Raw genomic sequence first — 26528 nt, forward strand, 5'->3', positions numbered from 1 at the left:
AAGCCTTAAACAATTCTAGGTAATTATTTCATTGCTTCAGCAACACAGGCATTAATTGTTTTTGTTACTGCATTGGAAACAATCGTTGCACGTGCCTGAGGATCTAGTGCCGCTGTTGCTAAGTCTACAGCAGAGACACTTTGTGGTGCTTTTTCACTCACACAACCACAAATTTGGCTTTGAACATTGCTTTTTTGTTCAGTAGTCATCACTCGTGTTGCCACTTTCCATGCAGGTAAGTTTTCTAATTCTGTCGTGCATTTTGCATTAATCGCAATTTTCATCGCTACAGCACCTAATTGCTGTGTCGTTGACCCTGCTACAGTAGGATCCATTGAATCCGTTGTTGCACAAGCAGTCAAAGCCAAGATCAAAGGTGCAATAAAGGCAGCAGTTTTTTTCACAATTTTTCCAGTTTATCGAATAAAGAATATATTTTGCCTAAACTTATAGTGAGATTAAACTAAAAATTCTAATAATCTTGTGCTCTGCCATTAAATGGATAATTATTTCTCATTTTCTGCATTAAGCGTTGCAAATTTAAAACAATCCGTTGATTTTTTGAGACTGATTTCCATGATAAAAACTCATATCATAAGCATCAAATTAAATTGGAATATGTAACATGCAACAAAAATCACAATACTATACAAGGACGGCACAGTGGTTACATTGGGTCATGGCAGTCATTTTTATCACGGCGTGGGTCATTGGTTTTTATAGTGGTAATTTTTTAAGCTATGATGTCGATGGTCCATTCAAAGGCGATGTTATCACCTTGCACAAAAATATCGCTTCAGTGATTATCTTTTTGGTGATTATTCGAATTTTTTGGCGTTATACACACCCAGTGCCAGAACTCCCAGCAACCATGTCTCCCTTGATGAAAACTTTGGCTCACTTGGGACATCTCGGTCTTTATTTCATGCTTTTGGCTTTACCGATCACAGGCTGTTTATTTAGCTGGAGTGCTGGTCATCCTGTTCCTGTATTATATCTGTTTGAGATTCCAAGACTGGTTCAAGACAATCCTGATTTAACTGCGATTGTAAAACCACTGCATATTTATATTTCATGGGCAGCCGGGTTATTACTGGTCGGACATATTCTTGCAGCGCTTAAACACCATTTTATTGATAAAGATAATGTTTTAAAAAGCATGACTCGTCAGGGCTAAATCTCAAGATACAACGATTTGAGATTAAAATTGTTTGCACTTAAAAGCACATCTAAATGATGTGCTTTTTTTAAATTTATTTTAGGACAGGACATATAGTCAAACCGCCTGATTATTCATACAAGTGATTTGGATGATTCATTTATTTTATACTTTTGAATCATAAACAGTATTGCTATCACGAGGCGACATGGATGTCGCCATGTTGAGCGGGGGTATTAGGATGTACCCCTCGCTCAACGGAAGATTTTTGTTACTTTTCATCTCTGAAAAGTAAAGTATCGCCTACGCAAAACAATTTAAACTCTAGAGCTAAAGCGTGGCAGTGCAAGGCGTATATCATCAAACAATATATTGATCGCTTTAATTTTATTGATCAACAGAAATGATATTCTGCTGTATGAATTTTTCAACAGATTGACTATATCATCTATAATTTAAAGCTTCTTTTGCACAACCTTTCAAGCTGTTCATAACCGCCTTTTGAACCAAACTGTCTTTAGCCGACTCGCTCACGGTCGCCTTAAGCAATTCTGTAGCAGGAATATCATTTAAAGCATTATCACTGACGCAAGCACAGATTTTCTCCTGCGCTTGGTTTTGCTGGGTGCTCGACCATAGAAAAGCCGAAGCTTGCCAAATTTTTGAAGATTTTAATTCATTGGCACATTGCAATTCTATCAAAGGCTTAAACATTTTTTGCGTCATGCTTTTATTGGAATCCGCACAAGCAACAGTGATGGGTAAAATCAACATCAATGCGATTAAAAGTTTCAAATCATTTTCCTCATGAAAAAAAACAGTGCTCACACACTGTTTTTAATATGGTTAGGATATACCTTGACTTAGCTTAATGCATCTATTTGATGATTCCAATTTTGCTTTTCTTCAGCAGAAATAAAAGCAGCATCAAATGAGTTTTTTGCCAATTGTTTTAATTCTTGTGTCGATAAATCCAAAGCTTCTGCAATTGATATAAAGTTATCATTCATATATCCACCAAAATAAGATGGATCATCTGAATTTACAGTCACATGAACACCCTGCTCTAATAAGCGCTGGATATTATGCTGCGCCATATCATTGACGACACATAGTTTAAGATTACTGAGTGGGCAAACCGTTAAAGGCATTTTTTCAGCAATTAAACGTTGCATAAGTACAGGATCTTCTTCTGAACGAACCCCATGATCTATACGATTGACTTTGAGGAGATCTAAAGCTTCCCATACATATTCAGCTGGACCTTCTTCACCAGCATGTGCAACAACCAAAAATCCAGCTTGACGTGCTTTAGCAAAAACACGTTCGAATTTAGCAGGTGGATGCCCTACTTCACTTGAATCTAAACCAACACCAATGATTTGATCTTTATATGGCAGTGCTTGTTCCAAGGTATCAAAAGCAGCTTCTTCACTTAGATGACGCAAGAAACACATAATCAAATGTGAACTAATCCCAAGCTTAGCTTTTGCATCATCACACGCACGTTGTAAACCGTTGATCACCGTTGCAAATGCTACACCACGGTCTGTATGTGTTTGTGGATCAAAGAACATTTCGGTATGTACCACATGATCTTCTGCGCATTTCTCAAAATACGCCCAAGCCAAATCATAGAAATCCTGTTCCTTAACCAGTACATTCGCGCCTGCATAATAAATATCAAGAAATGATTGAAGATTATGGAAGTTATATGCCTGTTTGACTTCCTCTACAGATTTATAAGGAATATCAATCTGATTACGTTGAGCAATCGCAAACATGAGTTCTGGCTCGAACGTGCCTTCAATATGTACATGGAGTTCCGCCTTTGGCAAAGCACGGATGAGTTCTAACCTATTCACGATATATCCTCAAATTTCTTAAATTAAATCAAAATATCCAAATCACTTGGATTTATATCTACACATTAAATAAAAAAGGGTGCAAACATGAGTTTACACCCTCTACGCATTTCTGGATATTAGCCACCAAATGCAACGAATTTAATCACCCAAAGCACAGCAATGATCCACACCATATAAGGTACAGTTTTAGCTTTACCTGTAAACAGTTTAACCAAAGCATAGCTAATGAATCCCATTGCAATACCATCTGCAATTGAGTAGGCAAACGGCATAAATACGATGGTCAAAAATGCAGGAACAGCTTCGGTAATGTCATCCCATTCAATGTTGGTGATCCCTTGGATCATCAATACACCAACAAATAATAATGCTGGTGCTGTTGCAAAACCAGGAACAGATTGTGCAAGCGGTGCTAGGAATAAACATGCAAGGAATAATAAACCTACAACAACAGCAGTTAAACCTGTACGACCACCAGCAGCAACACCTGCGGATGATTCAATATAAGGTGTCGTTGAAGATGTTCCTAAGGCAGCACCTGCAACAATTGCAGTAGAGTCTGCAAACAATGCTTTTTTCAAACGTGGCAATTTACCATCTTTTAACAAACCTGCACGATGTGAAACACCAACCAATGTGCCTGTTGAGTCAAAAAGATCAACCAAGAAGAATACAAAGATAACGCCGACCAAACTTGCTGAAAATAAATTTTCAAAATTCATTTGCATGAACGTTGGTGCAATTGAAGGAATTGTACCCACAACACCCTTAAACTCGTTTAAGCCGAGCGCTGTTGCAATTCCTGTTACTGCTAAAATGCTGATAATAATTGCACCACGAACTTTATAGTGATGCATAATGACTGTGAGGAAAAAGCCTAACAAAGTCAATAAAACAGTCGGTTGTTTTAGATCACCTAAACCAACCAGCGTTGCTTGATTCGCAACAATAATGCCTGAGTTTTTCAATGCAACCAGCGCAAGGAATAAACCAATCCCTCCCCCTATTGCAAACTTCAATGACATTGGAATGGCATTTACAATGGCTTCTCGGATCTTAAACATACTAATTGCAATGAATACCAATCCAGAAACAAATACAGCAGCCAATGCTGTTTGCCACTCAACCCCCATTCCCAAGCAGACTGAATAAGTAAAATACGCATTCAACCCCATACCTGGTGCAAGCGCAATTGGATAGTTCGCTACCACCCCCATAACCAAACAACCAATTGCAGCTGCCAAACATGTTGCGACAAATACTGCACCATGATCCATACCTGTCTCAGATAGAATCAATGGGTTAACAATGATGATATAACACATCGTTAAAAACGTTGTTAAACCTGCAAGTATTTCGGTTCTAAACGTTGTTTTGTTTTCACTTAATTTAAATAAGCGTTCGAGCAAACCCGCTGAAGGATTTGGATTCGTCATTGTTGAGCCCCTGTTAAGTTTGAGCTATTCGTTGATAAAATCGAGTTGATTGAGTAAATGATACATGGCATCAATTTAGCCGTAGTTAAGCATTCAATAAACATACCAAAATGACATTTCCGATAAAAAACTTGAATTAAAAAAGCTGCGAATGCGCAGCTTTAGTATTCTAGAATGTATAAACGGACTTGATCGGTTACATTTCGCAAATTATATCATACTGTTTATATAATTTTATCAAACTGAACGTCCTCCCCCGTTCATTTCATCGGATCTGATAATTTTTGAACATCAGCTTAGCCACTCTTGAGATTATATGGATGAATGATTGCCCTTTAAAATGCTCTGATTATTTGGGTTTGCTTCAACATTTTTAATGGTTAAATTTGCTTCTTTAATGATATTCAGCATTTCTTGCTGTTTTTTCTGTTGCGTATCCACATAGGTAAAATAACCAAGAAATAAAATCCCAGCGAAGACTGTCAAAGTTATGAGCTTTACCATTTTTAAATCATGTCAAGTGATAAATTTCGGCGATTATACATATATTTTGTGACTTGCATAACACTTTTATCTAAAAAAATGAATCAAGATGCATTTATTAAAATATCGCACTTGAACAGTGCATTTTTATGGACCAAACACCCTAAAATGACAACAATTAAAGCAAAATTCGGTTTAGGGCGTTAAGTTTGAGACTTGCTTAAATTAACCTACACATCGCCTATCAAGGAGGTGTACATCTTCCTTGATGATACACGGCATAGCAGAATCTAAAGACTCAATACGAGAAAAAAAACCATAAAGCATTATTCAATAATCAACATTGATGAATGCTTTTAATTAATCTGTCCGCCTGATGCTGCAATCAATTGTGCTGTATTGTTTAACTGTCGTTGTTTTAATTCCAAAGTTGCTTGTTCTGCTTGTAAGCGCAAATTTTGTGCCGTAACCACTTCTAAATAACTCACCATACCTGCTTGATAACGGCGAGTGACCACTTGTTCATTTTCTCTTGCTAATTCAAATAAACGACCTTGTTCATTTTGTTGTTGCCTAAAACTGGCAGATTGTAGAAGTGCATCTTCAACTTCCTTCCATCCTCTTAAAACAATGTGTTTATAATTTGCCGTTTTTTCAGCATAACGTGCTTGTGCAAGCTCAATTTCAGCTTTACGTTTACCTCCATCAAAAATCATTGATGTCGCTTGCAAACCTGTTGACCATAAGTATTGTGGCGCTTGGAATAATTGACTCAAAGTTTGAGCATTGACTGAGCCATTTATACCGATACTAAGATCAGGTAGCCAAGCCGTTTGCGCTAATCCAAGTTCTGCATGTGTGGCTGCGAGTTCTCGTTCAGCACGTCGAACATCTGGACGCTGAATTAATAAACGGCTAGGAATTTGTGTGGGTAAAACAGGTATTTGAAAGGTTTGTTGCTGCCGAGCCATGTGAAATTGTGAAACCGTTTTGCCCTGTAGTACAGCCAAAATATTTTCTTGTAAATCACGATCACGTTGTACTTCAATCTGCTGAATTTCAACTTGTTTGCGCTGTGTTTCTGCTTGAATCACATCTGCACGTGCGATCATTCCAGCAAGATATTGGTTATTCAGAATCTCGACAGATCGTGAATAACTTTTTTGGGTTTGCCGTAATACCGCTAACTGCGCATCCAATATCCGTATATTCCAATAAGCCTCTGTTGCTAATAATTGCTGATTGAGTCTTACAGTATCTAAGTCTGCTTGAGAAGCGGCTAGATTTGCATTTTGTCCTTCAATCGCTTTTGCAACTCTGCCCCACAAATCTGGGATCCAACTGGCTTGAATACCCGTAGACCATTGATTTTTTGCTGAGCTTTGCTTGCTTGCTTGACGATTTACCCCACCCTCTACGGTTAACTTTGCTGAACGTTGCGCATACTGTTGATTGAGCAATGCAGCAGCTTGCAGATATCGTGCTTCAGCCTGTTTTAAATCCAAATTTTCGAGATTGAGTTGTTGCATCAATTGATTCAAGGTTGAATCATGATAAATCTCCCACCATGCATTTGAGTGTACTTTTAAATTTTTGGTTTGTTTCCAGTTTAAAGTTGAATATTTATAGTGCTGATCTGCTTGAATAATTGGCACTTGATATTGTGGTGGATGCCAAACTTTGGTTGATTGACATGCTGTCAAAAACAACACACAACTTAGACTGATCACATTTTTTTTGATTAAATTTTGCATGTTATAGTTCCTACTGACTTGACTGAACGGTATGGCTACGCTTCAATCTTGCGCAAAATTCTGCACACTTTTCCAAAGCTAAATATAAGACAGGTGTGCTATATAAGGTGAATAACTGACCCAGTGCTAATCCCCCCACAATGACTACACCTAAAGGTTGGCGTAACTCAGCCCCTTCAGCCCAGCTAAGTGCCAATGGAATCGCGCCAAGTAGTGCTGCGCTATTGGTCATTAAAATCGGACGAAAACGCAAGCTTGCAGCAGACAACACGGCTTGGTATGCGGACTTACCTTGACGCCGTTCAAGCAAAGTAAAATCAATTAAAAGGATGGCATTTTTCACCACGATACCAATCAACAAAAACATGCCTAAAAGTGCAATAAGGGTAAATTGAAAATCAAATAACCATAGGGTAAATAGCGCTCCCAACGCCACAGCAGGGATGGTAGATAAAATAGTTAAGGGATGAACCACACTCTCATAAGTAATCCCTAATAGAATATAAATCAGTAGTATCACCACCAAAATTAACCATGCTGTGCTTAAGCCACCTTGTAAACTTTCTGCTTCCACATCTTTATCCGTGGTCATAAATATTTCATTGGGCAACATCACTTCAGGCAAAACAGATCGTATCGCAGCATCGGCCTGTTCATAACTGTAACCTTGTTTCACCACATAACCGATCCCCATCGCTGCAAACTGATTACGGCGATATACTCGATCGTTGCTAATCCCATAGGACCATTTGGCAAAGTTACTCAATGGTACAGATGCGCCCTGTTGATTCGGTATATGCACATTCGCCAAAGCTTCTGGATGCTCAGTAAAATGCTTATCGACTTCCATCACCACATGAAATTGTTGATTTTGAGCATAAATGGTTGAAATCTGACGTTGTGAAAATGAGTTATTCAATACACTCGATATATTTTCAATCTCTACACCCAAACGACGGGCAGCTTCACGATCTATATCTAATGTAACATGCTGAGCGCCTTCATCTCCCATGCTTTCAACTTCTTCAATTTCTGGAAGTTTCTGCATGGCCTGCGCAACTTTGGGCACCCATTGGCGTAATAAGGCAACATTGTCAGATTGCAGAAGCAACATATAATCTTGACCACTCCCGCTTGAAAATGGATCATCTAGTTCTAACTCTTGCTTGACACGTGCCGAGAAAATTGCCCCAGCTTGCCAAGGTGCATTTTGCTTAAGTCTCTCAACAATTTCATGTGAAGATTTTCCACCACGCTCGGCTTTAGGTTTTAAACTCACCATGAGAAAAGAGTTCGTGGTTCCTCCTGCTCCGCCTGAAGTCCCAATGACATCTTTTACGGCTGGGTCTTTTAAAACACTTTGACTGAAACTGGCAATTTTCGGCTGCATAATCTGAAAAGAGAACCCATCATCACCACGTATAAAGGCATCTACACGACCTGTATCTTGCTCAGGTAGCACCCGTTTCGATAAATTCTGGTAAAGATATGCGGATGCCCCAATTGCCCCAATCCACAATAGAATTGCAATATAGGCATGTCCAATCATCCATTTCAGGGAGCGCAAATAGAGCTGAGTTAAATATTGTGTTGTACGATGGCTAAACTGGTACAAAGCTTGATGCTGATAACTTTTAAGGGGTTTAAGTGTCCGTGCAGACAAACTGGGGGTCAGAACCAATGATACCAATACAGATAAAATGACAATAAACACTAAAGTTAAAGAGAACTCTCTAAACAATCGTTCAATCACTCCGCCCATAAATAGTACGGAAATAAAAATCATCACCAAAGCTAAGTTCATTGCCACCAAAGTCGCCCCAACTTCGCTGATACCTTTAATTGCAGCTTGAACAGGCTGTTCACCTTGTTCAATATGACGCTCAATATTTTCTAAGACGACAATGGCATCGTCCACAACCAATCCGATTGCCACAATCACAGCCATGATCGACAAATTATTCAGTGAAAAACCTGCGAGATAAATCAAGCTACATGCGCCAATCAAAGTCACGACCAAGGCAATACTGGGCACAATTGCACTTTGTAAACGTCCCAACATCAATGCGACGACGACGATCACCAAGAACATGGAAAATAATAAAGTATCACGTGCTTCATCAAGACTTGCTCGAATAATCTCTGATCCATCCATCACGGTGATGAGTTGAGCGTCCGCAGCAATCAAGGCATTTAATTCAGGTATCTTTTCTTTTATTTTTTCAATGGTCGCAACAGTATTGGCATTGGGCTGACGGCTGATTTTAATAATCACAGCAGGTTGACCATTATGAAAACCACTGACATAACGATTTTCAACGGAGTCTTGTACCTCTGCAACGTCTTTTAAATGAACCAATGTCTGCGCATTTCGATAAACCACCAAATCAGCAAAGTCTCGTGCAGTTTTTAAGTCATTTGAAAGTGCGACCTGCCATCGTAATTTTTCAGTCTCTATGACACCCAATGCCTGTGTTCGATTTGCCTGAACAATCGCTTCACGAACTTGCTCCAAAGAGATACCTTGAGCAATCAAAGCATTCGGGTTAAGTGTCACTCTCACCGCAGGCATAGAAGCACCATCAATGGCAACTTCACCAACACCACTGACTTGAGCAAGATTCGGTTGTAATTGATTCGCAGCAATCTCATAGAGTTTTCCAGCAGATAAATGCTTTGAACTCAATGCCAAATAAAGAATCGGGCTTTGACTTGGATTAATTTTAAAATATTCAGGTGGGCTAGGCATACCAGAAGGAAGCTGTGACATTGCCGCATTAATCGCTGCTTGTACTTCTCGAGCAGCTTCATTAATGTCCGTATCCAAAGCAAAATGCAAAACCACTTGACTTGAACCTTGACTACTTGAAGAGTTAATGGCTTTAACCCCTGACACCCCCATCATGGCTCGTTCCAAAGGGGTTGCCACTGTCGCAGACATACTTTCTGGACTTGCTCCAGGTAAACTGGCTCGTACAACAATTGTGGGGATATCAGCTTGCGGTAGAGCTGCCACTGGCAAGCGGAAATAAGCCAATATGCCCAACAATACAATTGCTATACCCAACAATATGCTGGCAACGGGTCGATGAATAAAGTTTGAGAGCACCTTCAAGACTCCCTCCCTACTTCATTTGCCGTTATTGTTGATGAATTAGAGTTCGAAAAAGATTGTTGCAATCGATCAAAGAATAAATAAACCACGGGTGTTGTAAATAAGGTGAGTAACTGACTGACAATCAAACCACCGACCATCACGATGCCGAGTGGTTGGCGTAATTCTGCACCAGCGCCCGAAGCCAACATGAGTGGAATCGCTCCGACCAATGCTGCAAGTGTGGTCATTAAAATCGGACGAAAGCGCATTAGTGCTGCTTGATAAATCGCCTGCTGCGGTGTCAAACCTTCATTCCTTTGCGCAGCCAAAGCAAAATCGACCATCATGATACCGTTTTTCTTGACCAGACCAATTAATAGGATGATTCCGATCAATGCAATCATATCCAACGGTCGTTGTACCAAAAACAAGGCCACTAAAGCACCGATTGCAGCAGAGGGTAATGTTGAAAGAATGGTAATAGGATGAATAAAACTTTCATATAAAATCCCCAAAACAATATACATCGTGACAATCGCGGCAATGACCAGCCAAAATGTATGTTGCTGGGCATTTTCAAATGCTGCCGCCGCACCTTGTAATTTCAACTTCACATCGATAGGCAAATTGAGCTGTCGTTCCACTTCATGAATGGTTTTAATTGCATCTCCCAATGCCACACCTGAAGCAAGATTAAAAGACACACCACTGGCAGGAAATTGTGCTTGTTGTTGTAAAATAATCGGCACTCTTTTTTGAACAATTGTAGCAACAGTACTGAGTAATATGGGTTCACCATTACCATTATGAATATAAGTTTGCCCTAAATGATCCAAACCTTGTGTCAAATCAGGATTGAGCTCTAAGACAATACGATACTGATTTGATTGGGTATACAGTGTCGCAATCTGACGTTGGGCAAATAAATTCTGTAAAGCCAAACTAATATCTTCAACGCTTAAACCTAAACGAGATGCAGCATCTCGATTGACCTCAATAAATGCCTGTAAACCTTGTCCACTCCCCTCACTGGTGACATCTGCAAATTCAGAACGTTGTGCCAATGCATCTACCAATAGAGGCGTCCATTTTTCTAAGTCTGAAGCTTGTGTTGCACTTAAACTGAGTTGATATTGAGTCCGACTAATTTTGTCTTCAATACTCAACTCCTGTACCGGTTGCATCCATCCATAAATACCTTGAACTTGACTCATTTGTTTACGCAAACGGGACATCACTAGATCAGCATCATCACGCTCAGCATGTGGCTTTAGGTTAATTAAAATACGCCCATTGCTCAGTTTCGGATTATTGGCATCTACTCCAATAAATGAAGATAAACTTTCAACCGCAGGATCTTTGAGAATTTGACTGGCAAGTTTTTGCTGACGTTCACTCATGGCTTGGAATGAAATATCATCTGGTGCTTCAGTTACGACTTGAATCACCCCACTGTCCTGCACTGGGAAAAATCCTTTGGGAATCGCCCAATATAAGAATCCTGCCAGCAATACTGTACTCAACATTACGACTAAGGTCAGGGGTTGATGGCGAAAAACCCACGTCAACCCTTTAGCATAATAATCAATAACTTGATCTAAGCTCCAAGACTTTTTTGAAGTTGCATGCTGAGTTTTTTTGAGTAAATAGGCGCACATCATCGGTGTCAATGTTAAAGACACCCCCAAAGAAATTGCGATTGCTGCTGCCAAAGTGACTGCGAACTCATGGAATAAGCGCCCAACGACGTCGCCCATAAACAGTAATGGAATCAGTACTGCGATCAATGAGACTGTCAAAGATATAAGAGTAAAGCCAATTTCTCGAGCACCTTTCAATGCTGCTTGTAATAAATTTTCTCCAGACTCTCGGTGCCGTGCAATATTTTCCAGCATCACAATCGCATCATCGACCACAAAACCCGTCGCAATCGTCAGTGCCATTAAGGTCAGATTATTAACAGAGAAACCTAGAAAATACATCACCACAAAAGTACCAATAATTGAAAGCGGTACAGCAATACTTGGAATGATGGTTGCAGATAAATTCTTTAAAAACAGAAAGGTCACCATGACCACAAGACAAACAGCAAAAACCAATTCTTTTTGTACATCTCGAATTGAGCTTCGAATACTTTCCGTACGATCTGTTAAAACCCGAATTTTAACGTTTTCAGGTAAATTCTTTTGTAATTCAGGCAATACCTGCTTAATTTGATCAGCAACCTGAATCACATTGGCATTCGGTTGGCGTTGAATATTCACCAAAATCGCTGACTGGCTGTCTGCCCAAGCCGCCATATAACGGTCTTCACTGCCTTCTATGATCTTTGCCACATCTTTTAAACGTATCGGTGCGCCGTTATTCCATCGCAAAATTAAATTTTCATAATCGTGAATTGAGCGAATCTGGTCATTGGCATCCAACATTGTGGTTCGAAAAGGACCATCAAAACTGCCTTTCGGTTGATTGGCATTGGCTGACTGAATCGCTGTTCGTACTTGCTCTGCACTCATTTTGTAAGAAGCAAGCGCGGCTGGATTCATTTGTACCCGTATTGCAGGTCTTTGCCCACCTGCAAGACTGACCATGCCCACACCAGTCAGTTGTGAAAGTTTCTGAGCAACACGTGTATCAACCATGTCATAGACTGTAGTTAAAGGCAAAGTATCAGAACTAATGGCCAAAGTAATCACTGGAACATCGGCAGGATTAACCTTGCGATACACAGGTGGTGTGGGCAGATCATCGGGTAACTTATTGCTGGCTGTACTGAGTGCGGACTGCACTTCTTGCTCAACTACACCCAATTCCGCACTGAGTTCGAACTGTAAAGTAATTACCGACGCACCAACAGAACTACTGGACGACATCTGTTTCAACCCTGCAATTTTCCCCATTTCACGTTCAAGTGGCGCGGTAATGGTTCTTTGCACCGTATCGGGATTTGCACCGGGTTGAAAGGTATATACCTGAATAATCGGATAATCGACTTGTGGCAAAGCAGATACAGGGAGCAAACGCCAAACTAAGAAACCACTGAATAACAAGGCAAGCATTAACAGCGTCGTAGCGACTGGACGTAAAATAAAGAATCGTGAAATATTCATGATTTATCTCTGAGTTGCGTCCACGTTTGAAGTTTGTTGGCGCTGATCTGAAACGATTTGAACTTCTTTTCCTTCTGATAGTCGATCAATCCCTTCTAAAACCACCTGCTCTTTTGCTGTTAAACCCTCTATCACTTCAATTTGACCGTTTGAAGTCATGCCCAGTTTTAACATGCGAATTTCAGCTTTATGTTGTGGATTAACAATATAAACATAGGTTCCTTTGGCGCCATGTTGCACAGCATCATTTGGAATCGTGATGGCATTCTGAATCGTCTGTGTATTCAAGCGAACATTGACAAATTGATTAGGAAATAAAGCATCGTCTTGATTGTTAAATACTGCTTTTAGCTTTAATGTTCCGGTACTGACATCAATCTGATTATCCAGTGATTGCACATGTCCCATCGCTAACTTATTTTGCTCGCTTTTGTCCCATGCACTCACTTCAATTTGCTGTCCTTTTTTCAAAGTATCACGTAGCCCCATCAAATAATTTTCGGCAACTGCAAATTGCACATAAATAGGATGGACTTGAGTAATTGTGACCAAGCCTGTTGTTTCATTGGCCTGAATCAAATTACCGGCATCTTTTTGTCTAAAGCCTACTCGCCCTGCAATCGGTGAATAAATTCGTGTATACGATAGCTGTAATTTAGCCGCATCAACTTGGGCTTTGTTTGATTGTATTTGCCCTTTAAGCTGATTCACCAATGCTTGTTGTTGTTCGACTTGCTGTTTGGCAATCGAGTCTTGCTTAAACAGTAATTGATAACGTTTTAACTCTGTTTCTGCATTTTGCAGTTGTGCTAAATTTTGCTGCTGGGTGCCCTGCGCCTGTGCCAATGCAACTTGAAACGGTGCAGGATCTAATTGTGCAAGTAGCTCGCCTTTTTTAACCCATTGACCTTCTTTAAAATAAATTTGTTGTAGCACACCAGAAACTTGACTTTGAACATTGACGGTATGTGCAGGAATTACCGTTCCTATAGCTTTGATCTCAAGTTGTAAATTTTGCTGCTGTACGGATACTGTTCTTACAGGAACAGGTTTACTCCACTGACTGTATTCCTCTACAGGTTTAGACGTCGATTTTTTCCAATAAAAACCTGCCAGCGCCAAGCCAATGAGAATGATTAATCCAATTAAATATTTAAACTTCTGCTGAAGTGAACTCTTTTTGGGGCTTATATTGACTAATGGATTACTCATAAAAACTCTTATTCAGACAGTCGCAGAATTCGCGATATTTACAAAGATCAAACCTAATAAAGTGATAATTCACTAAAAATCAGTGCTCATTTCATCCATTCGCTTGATGAAACTTGATTTAAATCAGTTCAATACTACATGTTGCTTTTTGTAATGTTTATTATTACATTTAATAATCATTATCACTATCATTATTTTCAATACTTATATCTACCCAGCAAAACTTTGTTCTATTCGCTGATTCAACAGGCAACTTCAATGAATTTGAACGTAGAAAAACAGCAATGGTTCAACCATATTTATCAAGACTATCAAAGTAGTTTGGTTTTGTGGTTTAAGCATAAGCTGCATAATCACCATTCTTCAGAAGACTTGAGTCAAGAAGTTTTTTATCGTGCATTAAAAAGCAACTATCGTTTTGAAGAAATCAAAGAACCTAAAGCATGGCTATTGGGCATAGCCAAACATGTCATCATTGATCATTGGCGACATCAGCAAATTGAACGAGGTTATTTAGAGACACTCCCTTCAATCACTCAAGATGATTATCCTTCGACTGAACATCAAATCTGCATGCGCGAAACTTTGAATCAGGTCCAACAAACCCTTGAAAACCTTCCCAATCGAGTTGCTCAGGTTTTTTTATTATCTCAGTTAGAAGGAATGACTTATCGCGCCATTGGTCAGCAACTCAATATTTCACAGGCCACAGTAAAAAGAGATATGAAGCAGGCATTCAGCGCTTGTTCTAAAACCTATAACAATACCTTGAACTAGATATATCGTGATCAGATTAAAATTTTCTCGATGATATAAAGGCTTTACAAATTAAAATTCAAGCCATTGATTTATATAAAATAACAAATATTTCTTTTTAATATTTTTATTTCCAAATTGTCTAAAAGTAAAAAATTTAGAAAAATTTGAGCTTTTTTTTCACATTAAACGACTAATAGATAAATATAACTCGTATGAGAATCTTATGAAGGAACATCAAGCTAAGCATGCTCTGACTGTGGCTATTCGAACTGTACTTTGGGGTGGATCTATTTTGGTCAATGGATCATTATTTGCAGCATCAGATAATACTGAGAATCTGCAACAAAATTCCGAACAACTCCCTACCATTACGGTCACTGCTGCCAACAGTGATACATTAACAACAGAAGAAACAGGTCTTTATACGGCGAAAGCAACCACTGCATCCACTGGATTAGCCCTCAGTTTAAAAGAAACACCGCAACTGGTAAGTGTGATTACTCGCCAGCAAATGGAAGATCAAAATCTCACCCAGTTAACAGATGTGGTCACTCAAGCTGCGGGTTTAACCATCAATCAAGGCGGAAATATCGGCTCCGATAACACACCAATTTATGCGCGTGGTCAAAGCGTAGACAATTACTTATTGGATGGTGTAAAACTCCTAAACTCTTATTCAAGTATCTTTCAAAGCCAAGATACTGCGCTTTTTGACCGTATTGAAATTGTACGTGGTGCTAATGGTTTAATGACTGGTGCCGGTTCAGCAAGTGCCAGTATCAACATGGTTAGGAAAAAACCATTACAGAATTTTAAAGCTTCAGTGAGTGCAAGTGCTGGCTCATGGGACACATATCGTACCGATATTGATGTTTCATCACCATTAAACCAATCAGGAAGTCTTCGTGGTCGTGCCGTATTGGCTTATCAAGATGGCGACTCTTATATCGATCGTTATGCTGAAGAACGTAAAGTTGCTTATGGTGTACTTGAAGCTGATTTGACTGATCGAACCAAAGCAAGTTTCGGTATCAGCCACCAACAAATTGATATTACAGGCATCGCACGTGGGGGCTTACCTTCATACTATAAAGATGGATCACTGATCAATTGGTCACGTTCTGATTCAGCGGCAGCTGACTGGACCTATTCAGACCGTTCAACAACAGGTTATTTTGCAGATATTGAACATAAATTTAATGATAATTGGAAACTCAAGGGAACGATTTCTCGAACTGAAACCTCTTCTGATGAGGTAGTCGGCTATGCATATAGTTCAGGAATTGATAAACAAACAGGTGCTGGCGCATTAATTTATGCCACACGTTGGGATTATGAACCTACACAGAATCTATTTAATTTAACCTTAAATGGTTCCTTTAATCTGTTTAACCAAACTCATGATGTCGTCGTAGGGACAACCTATACAAAAAGTGACAATCAACGCCCAACATATTCCGGTTGGAATAATGGAATGTCTTGGGATGGTAATCTAGGTAATATTTTCACTTGGGATGGACATAATCCAACTCGTCCAGAAACAATGATTGATGGCTGGTACAGTGGTGATGACAGTAGTCGCTCTATATTCGGCGCTGTTCGATTAAAGCCTTCAGACAAAGCTGCAATTATCTTGGGGACACGCGTTGAAGATTGGAAGCGTGTGACCAAAAATCATGACAATGCCACAAACACTACCGAAACAACATCACGCAAAGAAACAGGTGAAGTGATTCCTTATATTGGGTTGACTTACGATTTGACTGAGCAGTGGACCACTTATGCCAGTTATACCAGTATCTTTTCTCCACAAGACAGAAAAACTGTGAGTGGTGACTATTTAGATCCGCTTATTGGAAATAGCACTGAGCTTGGAATTAAAGGTGAGTTCTTCGACAATCAATTAAATATTGGTGCTGCCATTTATCAAACCAAAGAAGACAATAAAGCCATTGCTGTCGATGGAGTTTTTGCTCCAGATGGCTCGCAAGCTTATCGCGCTGAATCAGGTACAGAAAGTAGAGGTTTTGAACTAGAAGCAACTGGAAAACTGACAGAGTTATGGCAGGTTTCAGGAAGTTTCACTCGTAATCTATCAAAGGATAATAAAGACAACGCCATAAATACCAATATCCCCAACAATACAGCAAAAATATTTACCACTTACACCCTGCCTTATTTCGATAAAGCACTGACAGTAGGTGGCAGTCTACGTTGGCAAAGCGATATTTATTCGGATGTGACTCGCCCTATAAATACACGCTTTACTCAAGACAGTTATACAATCGTTGATTTGATGGCACGTTATAAAATCAATGAAAATTTGTTGGTCAATCTCAATGTGAATAATCTATTCAATGAAAAATATCATTTAGCGACCACCAATAGTTATTATGGTGCACCCACAAACTTTAATGTAGGTGTTCGCTACAGTTGGTAATTCTGTTTTTAAATTTATGATTAAATCCGAGCTTAAATAAATTCAATCTAGTAATGTGTTTGAGTTTTAAAATAAAACGATAAAGTGGTCGTGATGACCACTTTATGCTTATAAAATAACAGTCCTTTTAGTCAGTACTAAATTTGACTACCAGAAATACAATGAGTTTAATTTGCTCTAGACTAGACATCTGTCTGACTACTTTTGAAATGGCCATTTTAATTGCGCCAAATATTCATTTGGAATTGGGCTACGTACACCTACTTGATCTGGTTTAATCTTTTGCTTTTCATAATAGAAGCTTCCAAAAATAATATCCCAAAAGATAAACACCTCACCAAAATTTTTCCGACCATGCCCGTGTTTATGATGAATGCGATGTACTTCAGCAACAGCAAAAATATATTTTAAAGCGCCGACTCGATTGTCCACATTGGCATGTTGAAAAAATAAGTGTACCGCCATGTACATCATCCAACAACCAATCAATATACTTGGAGCACCTAAGATTGCAAGAATCATAAGGCTTGGTCCTGCAAGTATTAAGGCACTCAATGGATGCCTTTTTTCAGCATTCAACCAGTATAGCCGACTAGAATGATGGTGAATTGCATGTAATTTCCATAGAAACTTATAACGATGACTGAAACGATGCATCAACCACAATCCAAAGTCGATCACCAAGGCGACAAGCATAAGTTGCCAAAACCATGACCATTGCTCTGGCCAGAGACGTGGGAAAAATCTAAATATATCCAATATTTCAATTATTTTAGATACAGAAACAATCAAAACTAAATTAAAAATAGCATGTAAAATATCGGTCAATCCATCTTGATGTGACTCTAACCAATTCGGCTGATAGGGCGAATGATATTCAGCCAAAGCAATCATCAAACCACTCAGCACAATAAATAAGATCGAACTTGACCAATATGTAATCTGCCCCGATAAAATCAAAAGCATAACCCAAACAGTCAAAGCCATCCAAACTGGGTAAAATAAATACCTGAATGACATCTTTAACAAGGTATTCAATTCATCACTCCTTTTCCGTTTAAAATGTCATTTCAGTATGTAGATTAGAAAGAGAAAAGAATTGAATGAAACAGCTAGATTACTATTCAAGTATAGGATCAGATGGTTGCCACATCGGAATCTGTTCGATCGATGGAATGAATTTTAACAGTGAAGGTTGAATACCAAACATCTGTTTGCACGTTCTACTGAAATGAGCTTGATCAGAAAAGTGGGATTGATATGCCGCATTTGTCAGGGTAGTTTGCTGACTAGTTGATTGAATCGTTTGAAGTAGTCGTAACCATTTACGATAACTTCTATAAGAAATACCAAAGCTTTCACTAAACCAGTGACTAAAACGACTTTCTGAGAGATTAAATTGTTCAGCGATTTGTTTAAGGGTTAAATCTTGCTGTTTACTCGAACTAAGAAAATTGGAAAGATGCTGTTTTCTTATCGTGGGTTGTTTAAAATGATTAATTCCACAGTAATTTAGCAGCATTTGAAAAGCTTTATCGTGATGACGCTGCTGGATAAAATATTTACGAAGTACAATCACCAAATCTTCAGGTAACACAGTCATTGCAGAGTTGGGTTGTAAGTATTGATGGATGATCGACGCAAGAAAATGTGTTTGATCAATATAAATTGAACAATATGTTCCTGACTTTAAATGGTGCAATGTATTTGCTGTAATATATACGCCACTGCTAAATATGCATTGTTCCTCACCACTGACCTGAATACATTCTCCTGCATTTTTTGCAAAACTTAATTGGTGCGCATGGTGTCGATGTAAATCGTTGTCACCAACATTCCCTTCAAAATACCCAATGCCATAGCCAATTGAGATTTTTCCCAGCCAGTATTTAGAAGATACGTCACTTTTTTTCACAAAAGTTATCGCCTTATTAAATTGATCATTTAAATTTATACAATAGCATTTTGACTACTTATTCATCCCTTTTAAGCACCTATTTAAAAACCACCGGTGGGTGGTTTTATTCATTCATTTCTAGAAAGAGTGTACTTAGCTTAACAAGTCGATGTGTCGACTAGAACTTATAGGTTGCACCCAAAAATATTTTTTGACGCTCAACCAAATAAACGTCTGAACCATTCGATAACTTCTTATCTAATAAGTTAGTAAAACCGCCACGAAGCGTTAATTTATCATTTACGCTATAATTACTGGCTAAATTTACAATGGTGTGTGGTTTTTGCATTGTCGGCTTTACTGTCTTATCACTTAAATATTGCTTACCTAAATATTGTGCAGACAATTCAACATTCAGTGGATCTAATGCTTGCCAATTCAATGCTGAGTTTATTGTTAATTTTGATGTATTGATTAGATTTGCACCTGTGTCTTCATTTTTTGCTTTTAAGAAATAGGTGGCATTATTATTCCATTTTAAATTATCAAGGACTGGAAAATTTGCCACCATCTCGATACCACGCGTTACTGCGCTTTGTATGTTTTCATTACGCGTAAACCAATTTCCATAAAAATAACCGAGTGGAGAATAAGCGATTTTATTTTTAAAATCTGTATGGAAGAACGTCAACCCCAAGTCTGTTCCAAAGCCAGTATAGTTCACACCAATCTCATAGTTTGTACTTTCTTCAGGCTTTAAGTTTGGATTACCTGTCATATAACAGCCCCCACTTACATAAGTGTGAGGCGCTCCCTTTTCGTCATACCAAACTTGACCTTTCAATCCATTACAACCATTCCCTCCTGATTGAGTCGCACCACCTGGAGAAGACTCTTTTACCGTGGGTGCACGGAAACCTTTTGCTACACCGCCTTTAATAACAAGGTCATCAGTTGGACTATAAACTAAATATCCACGTGGACTATGATGAGTTCCATATTTATCATCATGATCTAAACGGTTACCGACAGTGAAAGTCAAATTGTCTAGCAGTGAAATATTATCTTCAAAGAATAATGCCCAGTTCTTATTTTCTACTTTGGGGTCACTATAACCTTTTCCATCCCAACTTCCACCTGGTAATGTCCCTATGGTATCTGAATTGGTCAATTCTTGACGTTTCCATTGCCCCCCAACAGTTAAAGCCTGCTTAAACACCGCTTCAAATGGCATGGTTAAACTACCTTCAACAATCATTTCGTTTGATTTAGTCGTAAGTTCACCTACACTCGAATCATAATCATTGTAATAGGCACTTAATTTAGATTGACCAATCGCCCAGTCACCCTGATGCGAAATGCTGAATGTATTGTGTTCTAATTCTGCAGCACCCCAACTTGTGGTTTGTTCAGCTCCCGTAGTTTGATTGATTTGCGAACCTTTCTCATTCTTTTGAATGCTGTGTCCTGCTTCAAAACTAAATGACTGTTTGTCTGTTGGCTGATAGTGCAACATTGCATTATAGTTTTGATCTTTAGAACCTGTTGTACCATCACCCGCTTTATATTTTTTATCTGCTTCTCGTTCAGTCATTCCTGCGGTTAGTCGTAACCCCAGTGTATCCGTCAATGGACCAACAGCCATCACACCTGTTTGTAAAGTCGTACCTAAATCTGAAGACGTTGTAGGTTGAGTATAATTTAGTGTGACATTGCCACCCCAAACACTTGGGATTTTTTTGGTGATGATATTAATGACACCACCCATTGCATCTGAGCCATACAATGAAGACATTGGTCCTCGTACAACTTCAATTCTTTCAATCATATCTGGAGTTATCCAGTTTAAATCCTGACGTCCTAAATCTGGACGATAACTGACATCACGGGAAGAACCGATACGTTTACCATCCACGAGAATCAGTGTGTAATTGTCAGGTAAACCGCGTAGTTTAATTTTAGAGCCTTCTTTGCTAGGACTAATTCCACCAGTAACCCCAGGTACTTTACTTAATAACTCGCCAAGACTACCCACCGGTTGTTTTTCTATATCTTCACTGGTAATCACACTAATACTGGCTGGTGCTTCTTTAACATCGACCGCCTGACTACTTGCTGTAACGACGATCGTTTTAAGCTTGGAAGAGTCTTCTGAAGTCTCGTTTGCATATGTTGAAATTGACATTGCTGAGAGTATGGAGAGAGATAGTGCTTGAAGTGTTAATTGTTTATTCATGTTAATACGCAACTCAAATTACGGAGGGATTGTGTAAGAATTGTTGCACATTGTATTTTACCAAATATTCAAATGCAATTAATAATGCAAATAATTATCATTTAAATTATCATCTTTTATTTACTATAAAAATTATTCCATATCGTTTGTACTTTCCTAAATTTAGCGAAGATGTTAAGGCGTTTATATTTTTAAGGGATTTATACGGTAGTGAACTCAGACTTTTCGGCAATTCAAAACGTTAGCAATTTCTAAGCTACCTATGCGGTAGTGAACTATCGACAGTTTTGTCTATATAGTCTTCTGCATTTCTAAGCTACCTATGCGGTAGTGAACATCGTTAATGTGGCTACGATGGCTCAGAATGTTTTCTAAGCTACCTATGCGGTAGTGAACACTACTTTGCAAGCAATTCTGATTTCAAGTTATTTCTAAGCTACCTATGCGGTAGTGAACCGCTGTCCAGTTCAATTACCAATAGTTTTACTTTTCTAAGCTACCTATGCGGTAGTGAACTTTTAAAAGTATTTTTCATAATTTTTGGTTTGGTTTCTAAGCTACCTATGCGGTAGTGAACGTTAGTAAGGTTGTAGATAAATCAACTCAATTTTTCTAAGCTACCTATGCGGTAGTGAACTTTCCCATTCAGTAACAGCAGGCGAACTCACTTTTCTAAGCTACCTATGCGGTAGTGAACTAATTGATAAAGCTATTAAAGGATTTTTCTGTTTTCTAAGCTACCTATGCGGTAGTGAACCACTACGAATCACATAAATATGCCCATCTTGTTTTCTAAGCTATGCGGTAGTGAACATGTTGCCACATGATTGGAAGCACAGAGAAAATTTCTAAGCTACCTATGCGGTAGTGAACGACTGCGCCATCTCCGTGACGGTATAACTCAGTTTCTAAGCTACCTATGCGGTAGTGAACAAAATATTGATGTTAGCGAAGTTTGGGGAGTTTTTCTAAGCTACCTATGCGGTAGTGAACTTCAAGCTCAAATTCAGGTACGTTCCCGATATTTTCTAAGCTACCTATGCGGTAGTGAACGCCCTAAATAACAAATGGATTGAATTTGAGAATTTCTAAGCTACCTATGCGGTAGTGAACGAATCGCAGAAATGCTGAGATGGTTGCAAACTTTTCTAAGCTACCTATGCGGTAGTGAACGACGGTATATTCGACAATATCAACACCGTAATTTTCTAAGCTACCTATACGGTAGTGAACAGTTTGAAAAAGAGGCGTTCAAGCAATCTGGATTTCTAAGCTACCTATACGGTAGTGAACGGCTTGTAGGTGCGTAATTGCTTGTTGCTTGATTTCTAAGCTACCTATACGGTAGTGAACCAAAAACATTATGACCTTGTAAAAGTTTTAATTTTCTAAGCTACCTATACGGTAGTGAACTATAAGCCACGGCATTGTATTTCACTGAGTCATTTCTAAGCTACCTATACGGTAGTGAACGCATTAAAAACATCACAAATATAACAAGTTTTTTTCTAAGCTACCTATACGGTAGTGAACTATAATTTTAAAACAAAAAATAAAATAATAACAGTAAGTTAAACCTAAAAATCATCAAATGACCTAAGTTTTTACTTACAATTATAACTTATTGATTTTATTCAGTTGTTAAAGAGTTAAAAAATATTGGGGTAAAATTTTAGAATATTTGTTTGATTAATTAAGCCTATATACTCTAAATCAGCTACTTTTATCTTATCACTAAAAGATTTTCCAATATTCACACATGTTTTTAATGCCACTCATTTAATTTATCATTAGAAAATGAAGAAATCTTACATTTCATTATTTTCTTAGTAAAACAAACTTCACCACGTTTAATCGGTTTTGGTAACTTCATTCATCCTCATCTTGGTGCATTCTTGGTGAAGTCTAGTAATTATTTCTATGATTTTTTGATAAATCTAGTCAAAACAACAAAATTCTAACCATAAAAAAAAGGCTTACAAGTCTTTGAAAATACTTGTAAACCCTTTAAAAATCTTGGTAGGTATATCCAGACTCGAACTGGAGACCTCTACGATGTCAACGTAGCGCTCTAACCAACTGAGCTATACACCTGAAGTGCTGAGAATATTATTCATTTTTCAGCAATATGACAAGACTTATTTTTTAGCTTTTAACGCATTCGAACACTCTTTAAGCAATTTCTTAATTTTTTGAATATCTTGTTGATTTTCATTAGCTAAATACGTGATTTTTTGAAAAACTTGATTTGCCTGTTCAAAGGAACTTTTTTCTTCAACCTGACTTGCTAAACGAGACATCCATTGTTGAAAAGTTTCAAATTGTGCTTTTTGATTTAGCTCAGGTAACTGCTGATTAAATTTAAAAATCAAGCGCTCAAGTTCAGACATCTGACGCACTCGAAAAAGTTTTATCACTCCCCAGTAAATCAGTAACAATCCAATGATTCCAAAAATTAAAACTAGTCCATAACTATAGACTGAAGTTAGCCCCAGTTTTTTCATCCACCCACTTTGCTTTTCCGCATCATAACCCACGACTTTGCTTTGCCATTGAAAACTTGCGTAGTCACTCCAGACTCTTAATGTTCTCAATACGGATGAATGCTGAAAACGTAAATTTGAATAAGCTGCATCCCCAAAAATCGCAGCATTGCCATCTATGGTCGTTTGCATTCCCTGATCTATTCGCATCGGCGCAATGATGGCTGTAGGATCAATTCGACGCCATTGTCCTTGTTGATACACTTCTGTCCATGCATGAGCATCTAACTGACGTACTTCCCAACTTTTTCCGTCAGGTGCAAGTTCTCCGCCCTGATAACCTGTGACAACCCTAGCAGGTATTCCGACATAACGCATAAGCAAAACAAAGCTTGAAGCATAGTGTTCACAAAAACCCTGTTTTGATTGAAATAAAAACTCATCAATTCGGTGATTCCCCAATTTCCCCGGAGCCAGCGTGTAAACAAAATTCTCTTTTTTATACCAGTTTAAAATATTTTGAATATAGATATCAGGGTTTTCTTGGCTTTGATGAAACATACTCACTGCAAACTTCTGCGCTTGTAGATCACGATTTTTAGGATATTTTAGATTATTTTTAAGCATCAATTGTTCAAACACCGGTGCTTGAACATCCTGTATACGCTGACCAATCCATTGCAATTCGATAGGTTGCACCCGTTGTACAAGCCGTTTCGGTGTAATAGACCAGTCTTGATGTAGTTCAAAACGTTGTTCTATCGGTATCGATTTTTCCAAGCCTGTGATCCACTGCTGACTTGGATCACTGGCTAAATACTGATAATGAAATCCATCCACTTGACCTGCTATTTTGGAATAGGATTTGCTCTGCTTATTGGTTAAATCACTTGTCCAAGTTGTGCCATCATAACGATCCAATACCATCGCTCGCCAATACAACTCATTGCGGCTTGGAAACTGTTTCATGTCTCCAATAATTCGAAAAGCCAAGGTACTCGATTGCGACAATGATGCAATATCACCTGGGGACATTCGATCACTCAATCCTGTCACCGCTTGATTATTGGGAATCGGAATTTGCCAAAGTGGAGGCAGGCGTGGAAAAAACAAAAATAGTAAAATAAAAAAGGGTGAAGCCAAACCAATAAACTTAACGATATGGAATGAGTCATTTTTAAGAGATTGTAAAACAGGCTGTTTAATTTCAAAATTGGCTGTCTGTACGCGGTACAATCCAACCAAGCAACTGATTAAGCAGCACAATACTAAAACAGCCATTAAAAAAGATTGGCTGTGTAAAAATAAACTTGCACTCACAAACAAAGCAAAATTAAACAGGATAATAAAGTCACGTTTAGACTTGGTTTCAAATGCTTTGGCAAATAAGAATGTAGAAAGTACGGCAGTTCCAGCTTCTACGCCTAAAAATGTTTGAGTGTGCAGATAGATAATTAATAAGGCAAAAAATGCAAATAATAGCTTCGGCGCTTGCAACAAAAAACGAGGAACATTGAGTGTTTGATGAGTATTTATTTTATGATAATACCCCCCTAAACCGAGGATATTCACCAAGAACAATATCGACAAGGCAATTGGCATATAAGCAAGCTGTGCCAACCAAATCAAACTTAAGGCAACTAAAATTGAAACTTGAATTGATCTATTCATACCCACTCCTCAAGCTTGCGCCAACAAAGTTTTGATATGAATATAATGCTGCTCCCCTACACCATTTTCAGTCTGAGCATGCGGTAAAATAATACAATAAGGTGATTGTACTTGTTCACAACGATCAACCAATTCCATCATTAAACTGAGTTTTTCTTCATGTTCTGCACTGGGCATTTTTGCATATTCAATTTGCATGGCATGGGTATCGAGTAAATCTTCAAACTGCTTCACAAAAAGTCCTTGTCCTCGAGCAGCCTGCTTCCATGAAATACTTTGTAATGAATCACCAATTTTAAAATTTCTTAACTCTTTAAACTCGTCCAAATCAGGTTGACCAGTATTCGCCTGAATATGTGAATTTTGCACACCAGACTTTGCTTCAGGGGCTATCCAATAATCATGGGTCAGATAAATGTAAGTCCATGCTCGGACTAAGCCTAGTGGATAAGTTGAATAAATCTGAATTGGAGGAATTGAAAATTTGCCACGCTTTTGCGGTATAAAATTTAATTCAACACGCTGTTGTTTATCCTGAAATAAAAAAGGCTGTAATTGATCATCGAATTTAAAATTTAAAAACTTCGGGCTTGCACGATGTTGTTGCAAAATCACGGTGACTTTAAAAGCTTCATTAACCTTGCCAACTTCATCCACAATGACTTCTATTGTCACACCATGCAATTGTTTAAAACTCAAATAAAAACTAATACACAAGATGGCACTTATTAAAAAGCAAAAACCTAAAATTAAGTTATTTGAATAGTTAATTCCAGCAATAAATGTGATCAAAATAAGCACAAGATAGAGGAAGCCTTGTTGGTATATAAAGACTAAGACTTCATTTTGTTTGAGTGTGCGTATACCTGTATAACGAAATCTTTGATGCAACCATTGCACGAATCTTTTAGCAAACATGGTCA

The 26528-nt window shown here is 38.4% G+C and carries 17 protein-coding genes, 1 tRNA gene and 2 CRISPR repeat arrays; of the genes, 3 read left to right on the top strand and 15 right to left on the bottom strand.

Going from position 1 to position 26528, the window contains the following annotated elements:
* Positions 1-23: 23 nt before the first annotated feature.
* Positions 24-404 carry a hypothetical protein gene (locus TOL5_RS12995; protein ID WP_151781322.1) on the bottom strand — a complete coding sequence of 127 codons (381 nt, stop codon included), beginning with the start codon at positions 402-404 and terminating at the stop codon, positions 24-26.
* Positions 405-625: 221 nt separating this feature from the next.
* Here TOL5_RS12995 and TOL5_RS13000 point away from each other — a divergent pair, with 221 nt between their 5' ends.
* Complete coding sequence (locus tag TOL5_RS13000; protein WP_009583912.1) at positions 626-1177, top strand: cytochrome b; 552 nt, start codon at positions 626-628, stop codon at positions 1175-1177.
* A 426-nt stretch (positions 1178-1603) separates the two neighbouring features.
* Here TOL5_RS13000 and TOL5_RS13005 read toward each other — a convergent pair whose 3' ends face one another.
* The 8 genes from TOL5_RS13005 to TOL5_RS13040 all read right to left on the bottom strand — a co-directional run bounded on the left by TOL5_RS13005 (position 1604) and on the right by TOL5_RS13040 (position 14119).
* Entirely contained in the window at positions 1604-1954 is a 351-nt protein-coding gene (locus TOL5_RS13005; protein WP_151781035.1) for a hypothetical protein, read from the bottom strand.
* Between the two features lie 68 nt (positions 1955-2022).
* Complete coding sequence (locus tag TOL5_RS13010; RefSeq protein WP_151781034.1) at positions 2023-3024, bottom strand: adenosine deaminase; 1002 nt, start codon at positions 3022-3024, stop codon at positions 2023-2025.
* Positions 3025-3143: 119 nt separating this feature from the next.
* Complete coding sequence (locus tag TOL5_RS13015; protein ID WP_004831186.1) at positions 3144-4463, bottom strand: NCS2 family permease; 1320 nt, start codon at positions 4461-4463, stop codon at positions 3144-3146.
* Between the two features lie 312 nt (positions 4464-4775).
* Complete coding sequence (locus tag TOL5_RS13020; protein ID WP_058967754.1) at positions 4776-4967, bottom strand: hypothetical protein; 192 nt, start codon at positions 4965-4967, stop codon at positions 4776-4778.
* A gap of 335 nt (positions 4968-5302) precedes the next feature.
* On the bottom strand, positions 5303-6700 hold the full coding sequence (locus TOL5_RS13025; protein WP_221260396.1) for an efflux transporter outer membrane subunit: 1398 nt from the start codon (positions 6698-6700) through the stop codon (positions 5303-5305).
* Between the two features lie 10 nt (positions 6701-6710).
* Positions 6711-9815: an efflux RND transporter permease subunit gene (locus tag TOL5_RS13030; RefSeq protein ID WP_221260397.1), complete on the bottom strand. Its 3105-nt coding sequence runs from the start codon at positions 9813-9815 to the stop codon at positions 6711-6713.
* Positions 9812-12907, bottom strand: a complete 3096-nt coding sequence (locus TOL5_RS13035) for an efflux RND transporter permease subunit (protein WP_151781031.1) — start codon at positions 12905-12907, stop codon at positions 9812-9814. The genes TOL5_RS13030 and TOL5_RS13035 overlap by 4 nt, the downstream gene beginning before the upstream one ends.
* A 3-nt stretch (positions 12908-12910) precedes the next feature.
* Positions 12911-14119 carry an efflux RND transporter periplasmic adaptor subunit gene (locus tag TOL5_RS13040; protein ID WP_046760286.1) on the bottom strand — a complete coding sequence of 403 codons (1209 nt, stop codon included), beginning with the start codon at positions 14117-14119 and terminating at the stop codon, positions 12911-12913.
* A 258-nt stretch (positions 14120-14377) separates the two neighbouring features.
* Here TOL5_RS13040 and TOL5_RS13045 point away from each other — a divergent pair, with 258 nt between their 5' ends.
* Both TOL5_RS13045 and TOL5_RS13050 read left to right on the top strand, forming a co-directional pair.
* Positions 14378-14896, top strand: a complete 519-nt coding sequence (locus TOL5_RS13045) for an RNA polymerase sigma factor (RefSeq protein ID WP_046760298.1) — start codon at positions 14378-14380, stop codon at positions 14894-14896.
* A gap of 205 nt (positions 14897-15101) precedes the next feature.
* The gene (locus tag TOL5_RS13050) at positions 15102-17318 is read left to right on the top strand and encodes a TonB-dependent siderophore receptor (RefSeq protein ID WP_046760287.1); all 2217 of its coding nucleotides are present in this window, start codon (positions 15102-15104) and stop codon (positions 17316-17318) included.
* A gap of 198 nt (positions 17319-17516) precedes the next feature.
* On the opposite strand, the gene TOL5_RS13055 is transcribed toward TOL5_RS13050, so the two are convergent.
* The 6 genes from TOL5_RS13055 to TOL5_RS13080 form a co-directional block, all read right to left on the bottom strand.
* Positions 17517-18356: a sterol desaturase family protein gene (locus tag TOL5_RS13055; protein ID WP_221260398.1), complete on the bottom strand. Its 840-nt coding sequence runs from the start codon at positions 18354-18356 to the stop codon at positions 17517-17519.
* An 82-nt stretch (positions 18357-18438) separates the two neighbouring features.
* Positions 18439-19233 (bottom strand): helix-turn-helix domain-containing protein, encoded by a 795-nt coding sequence (locus TOL5_RS13060; RefSeq protein WP_228136525.1) that lies wholly within the window; start codon positions 19231-19233, stop codon positions 18439-18441.
* Positions 19234-19393: 160 nt separating this feature from the next.
* A complete protein-coding gene (locus TOL5_RS13065; protein WP_151781030.1) occupies positions 19394-21451 on the bottom strand; it encodes a TonB-dependent receptor domain-containing protein in 2058 nt (685 codons plus the stop codon).
* A gap of 248 nt (positions 21452-21699) precedes the next feature.
* Positions 21700-22209: direct repeats of the CRISPR family, unit length 28 nt; unit sequence TTTCTAAGCTACCTATGCGGTAGTGAAC.
* 87 nt (positions 22210-22296) lie between these two features.
* A CRISPR array of direct repeats spans positions 22297-22984; the repeat unit is 28 nt; unit sequence TTTCTAAGCTACCTATGCGGTAGTGAAC.
* 484 nt (positions 22985-23468) lie between these two features.
* Positions 23469-23545: transfer RNA gene (locus tag TOL5_RS13070), tRNA-Val, on the bottom strand.
* A gap of 44 nt (positions 23546-23589) precedes the next feature.
* Positions 23590-25605, bottom strand: coding sequence for a transglutaminaseTgpA domain-containing protein (locus tag TOL5_RS13075; RefSeq protein ID WP_151781082.1), 2016 nt, complete (start codon positions 25603-25605; stop codon positions 23590-23592).
* 9 nt (positions 25606-25614) lie between these two features.
* A complete protein-coding gene (locus TOL5_RS13080; protein WP_151781083.1) occupies positions 25615-26523 on the bottom strand; it encodes a DUF58 domain-containing protein in 909 nt (302 codons plus the stop codon).
* Positions 26524-26528: the final 5 nt, after the last annotated feature.

It is taken from the genome of Acinetobacter sp. Tol 5, assembly GCF_019702905.1.
Classification (GTDB): Bacteria; Pseudomonadota; Gammaproteobacteria; order Pseudomonadales; family Moraxellaceae; genus Acinetobacter; species Acinetobacter bereziniae.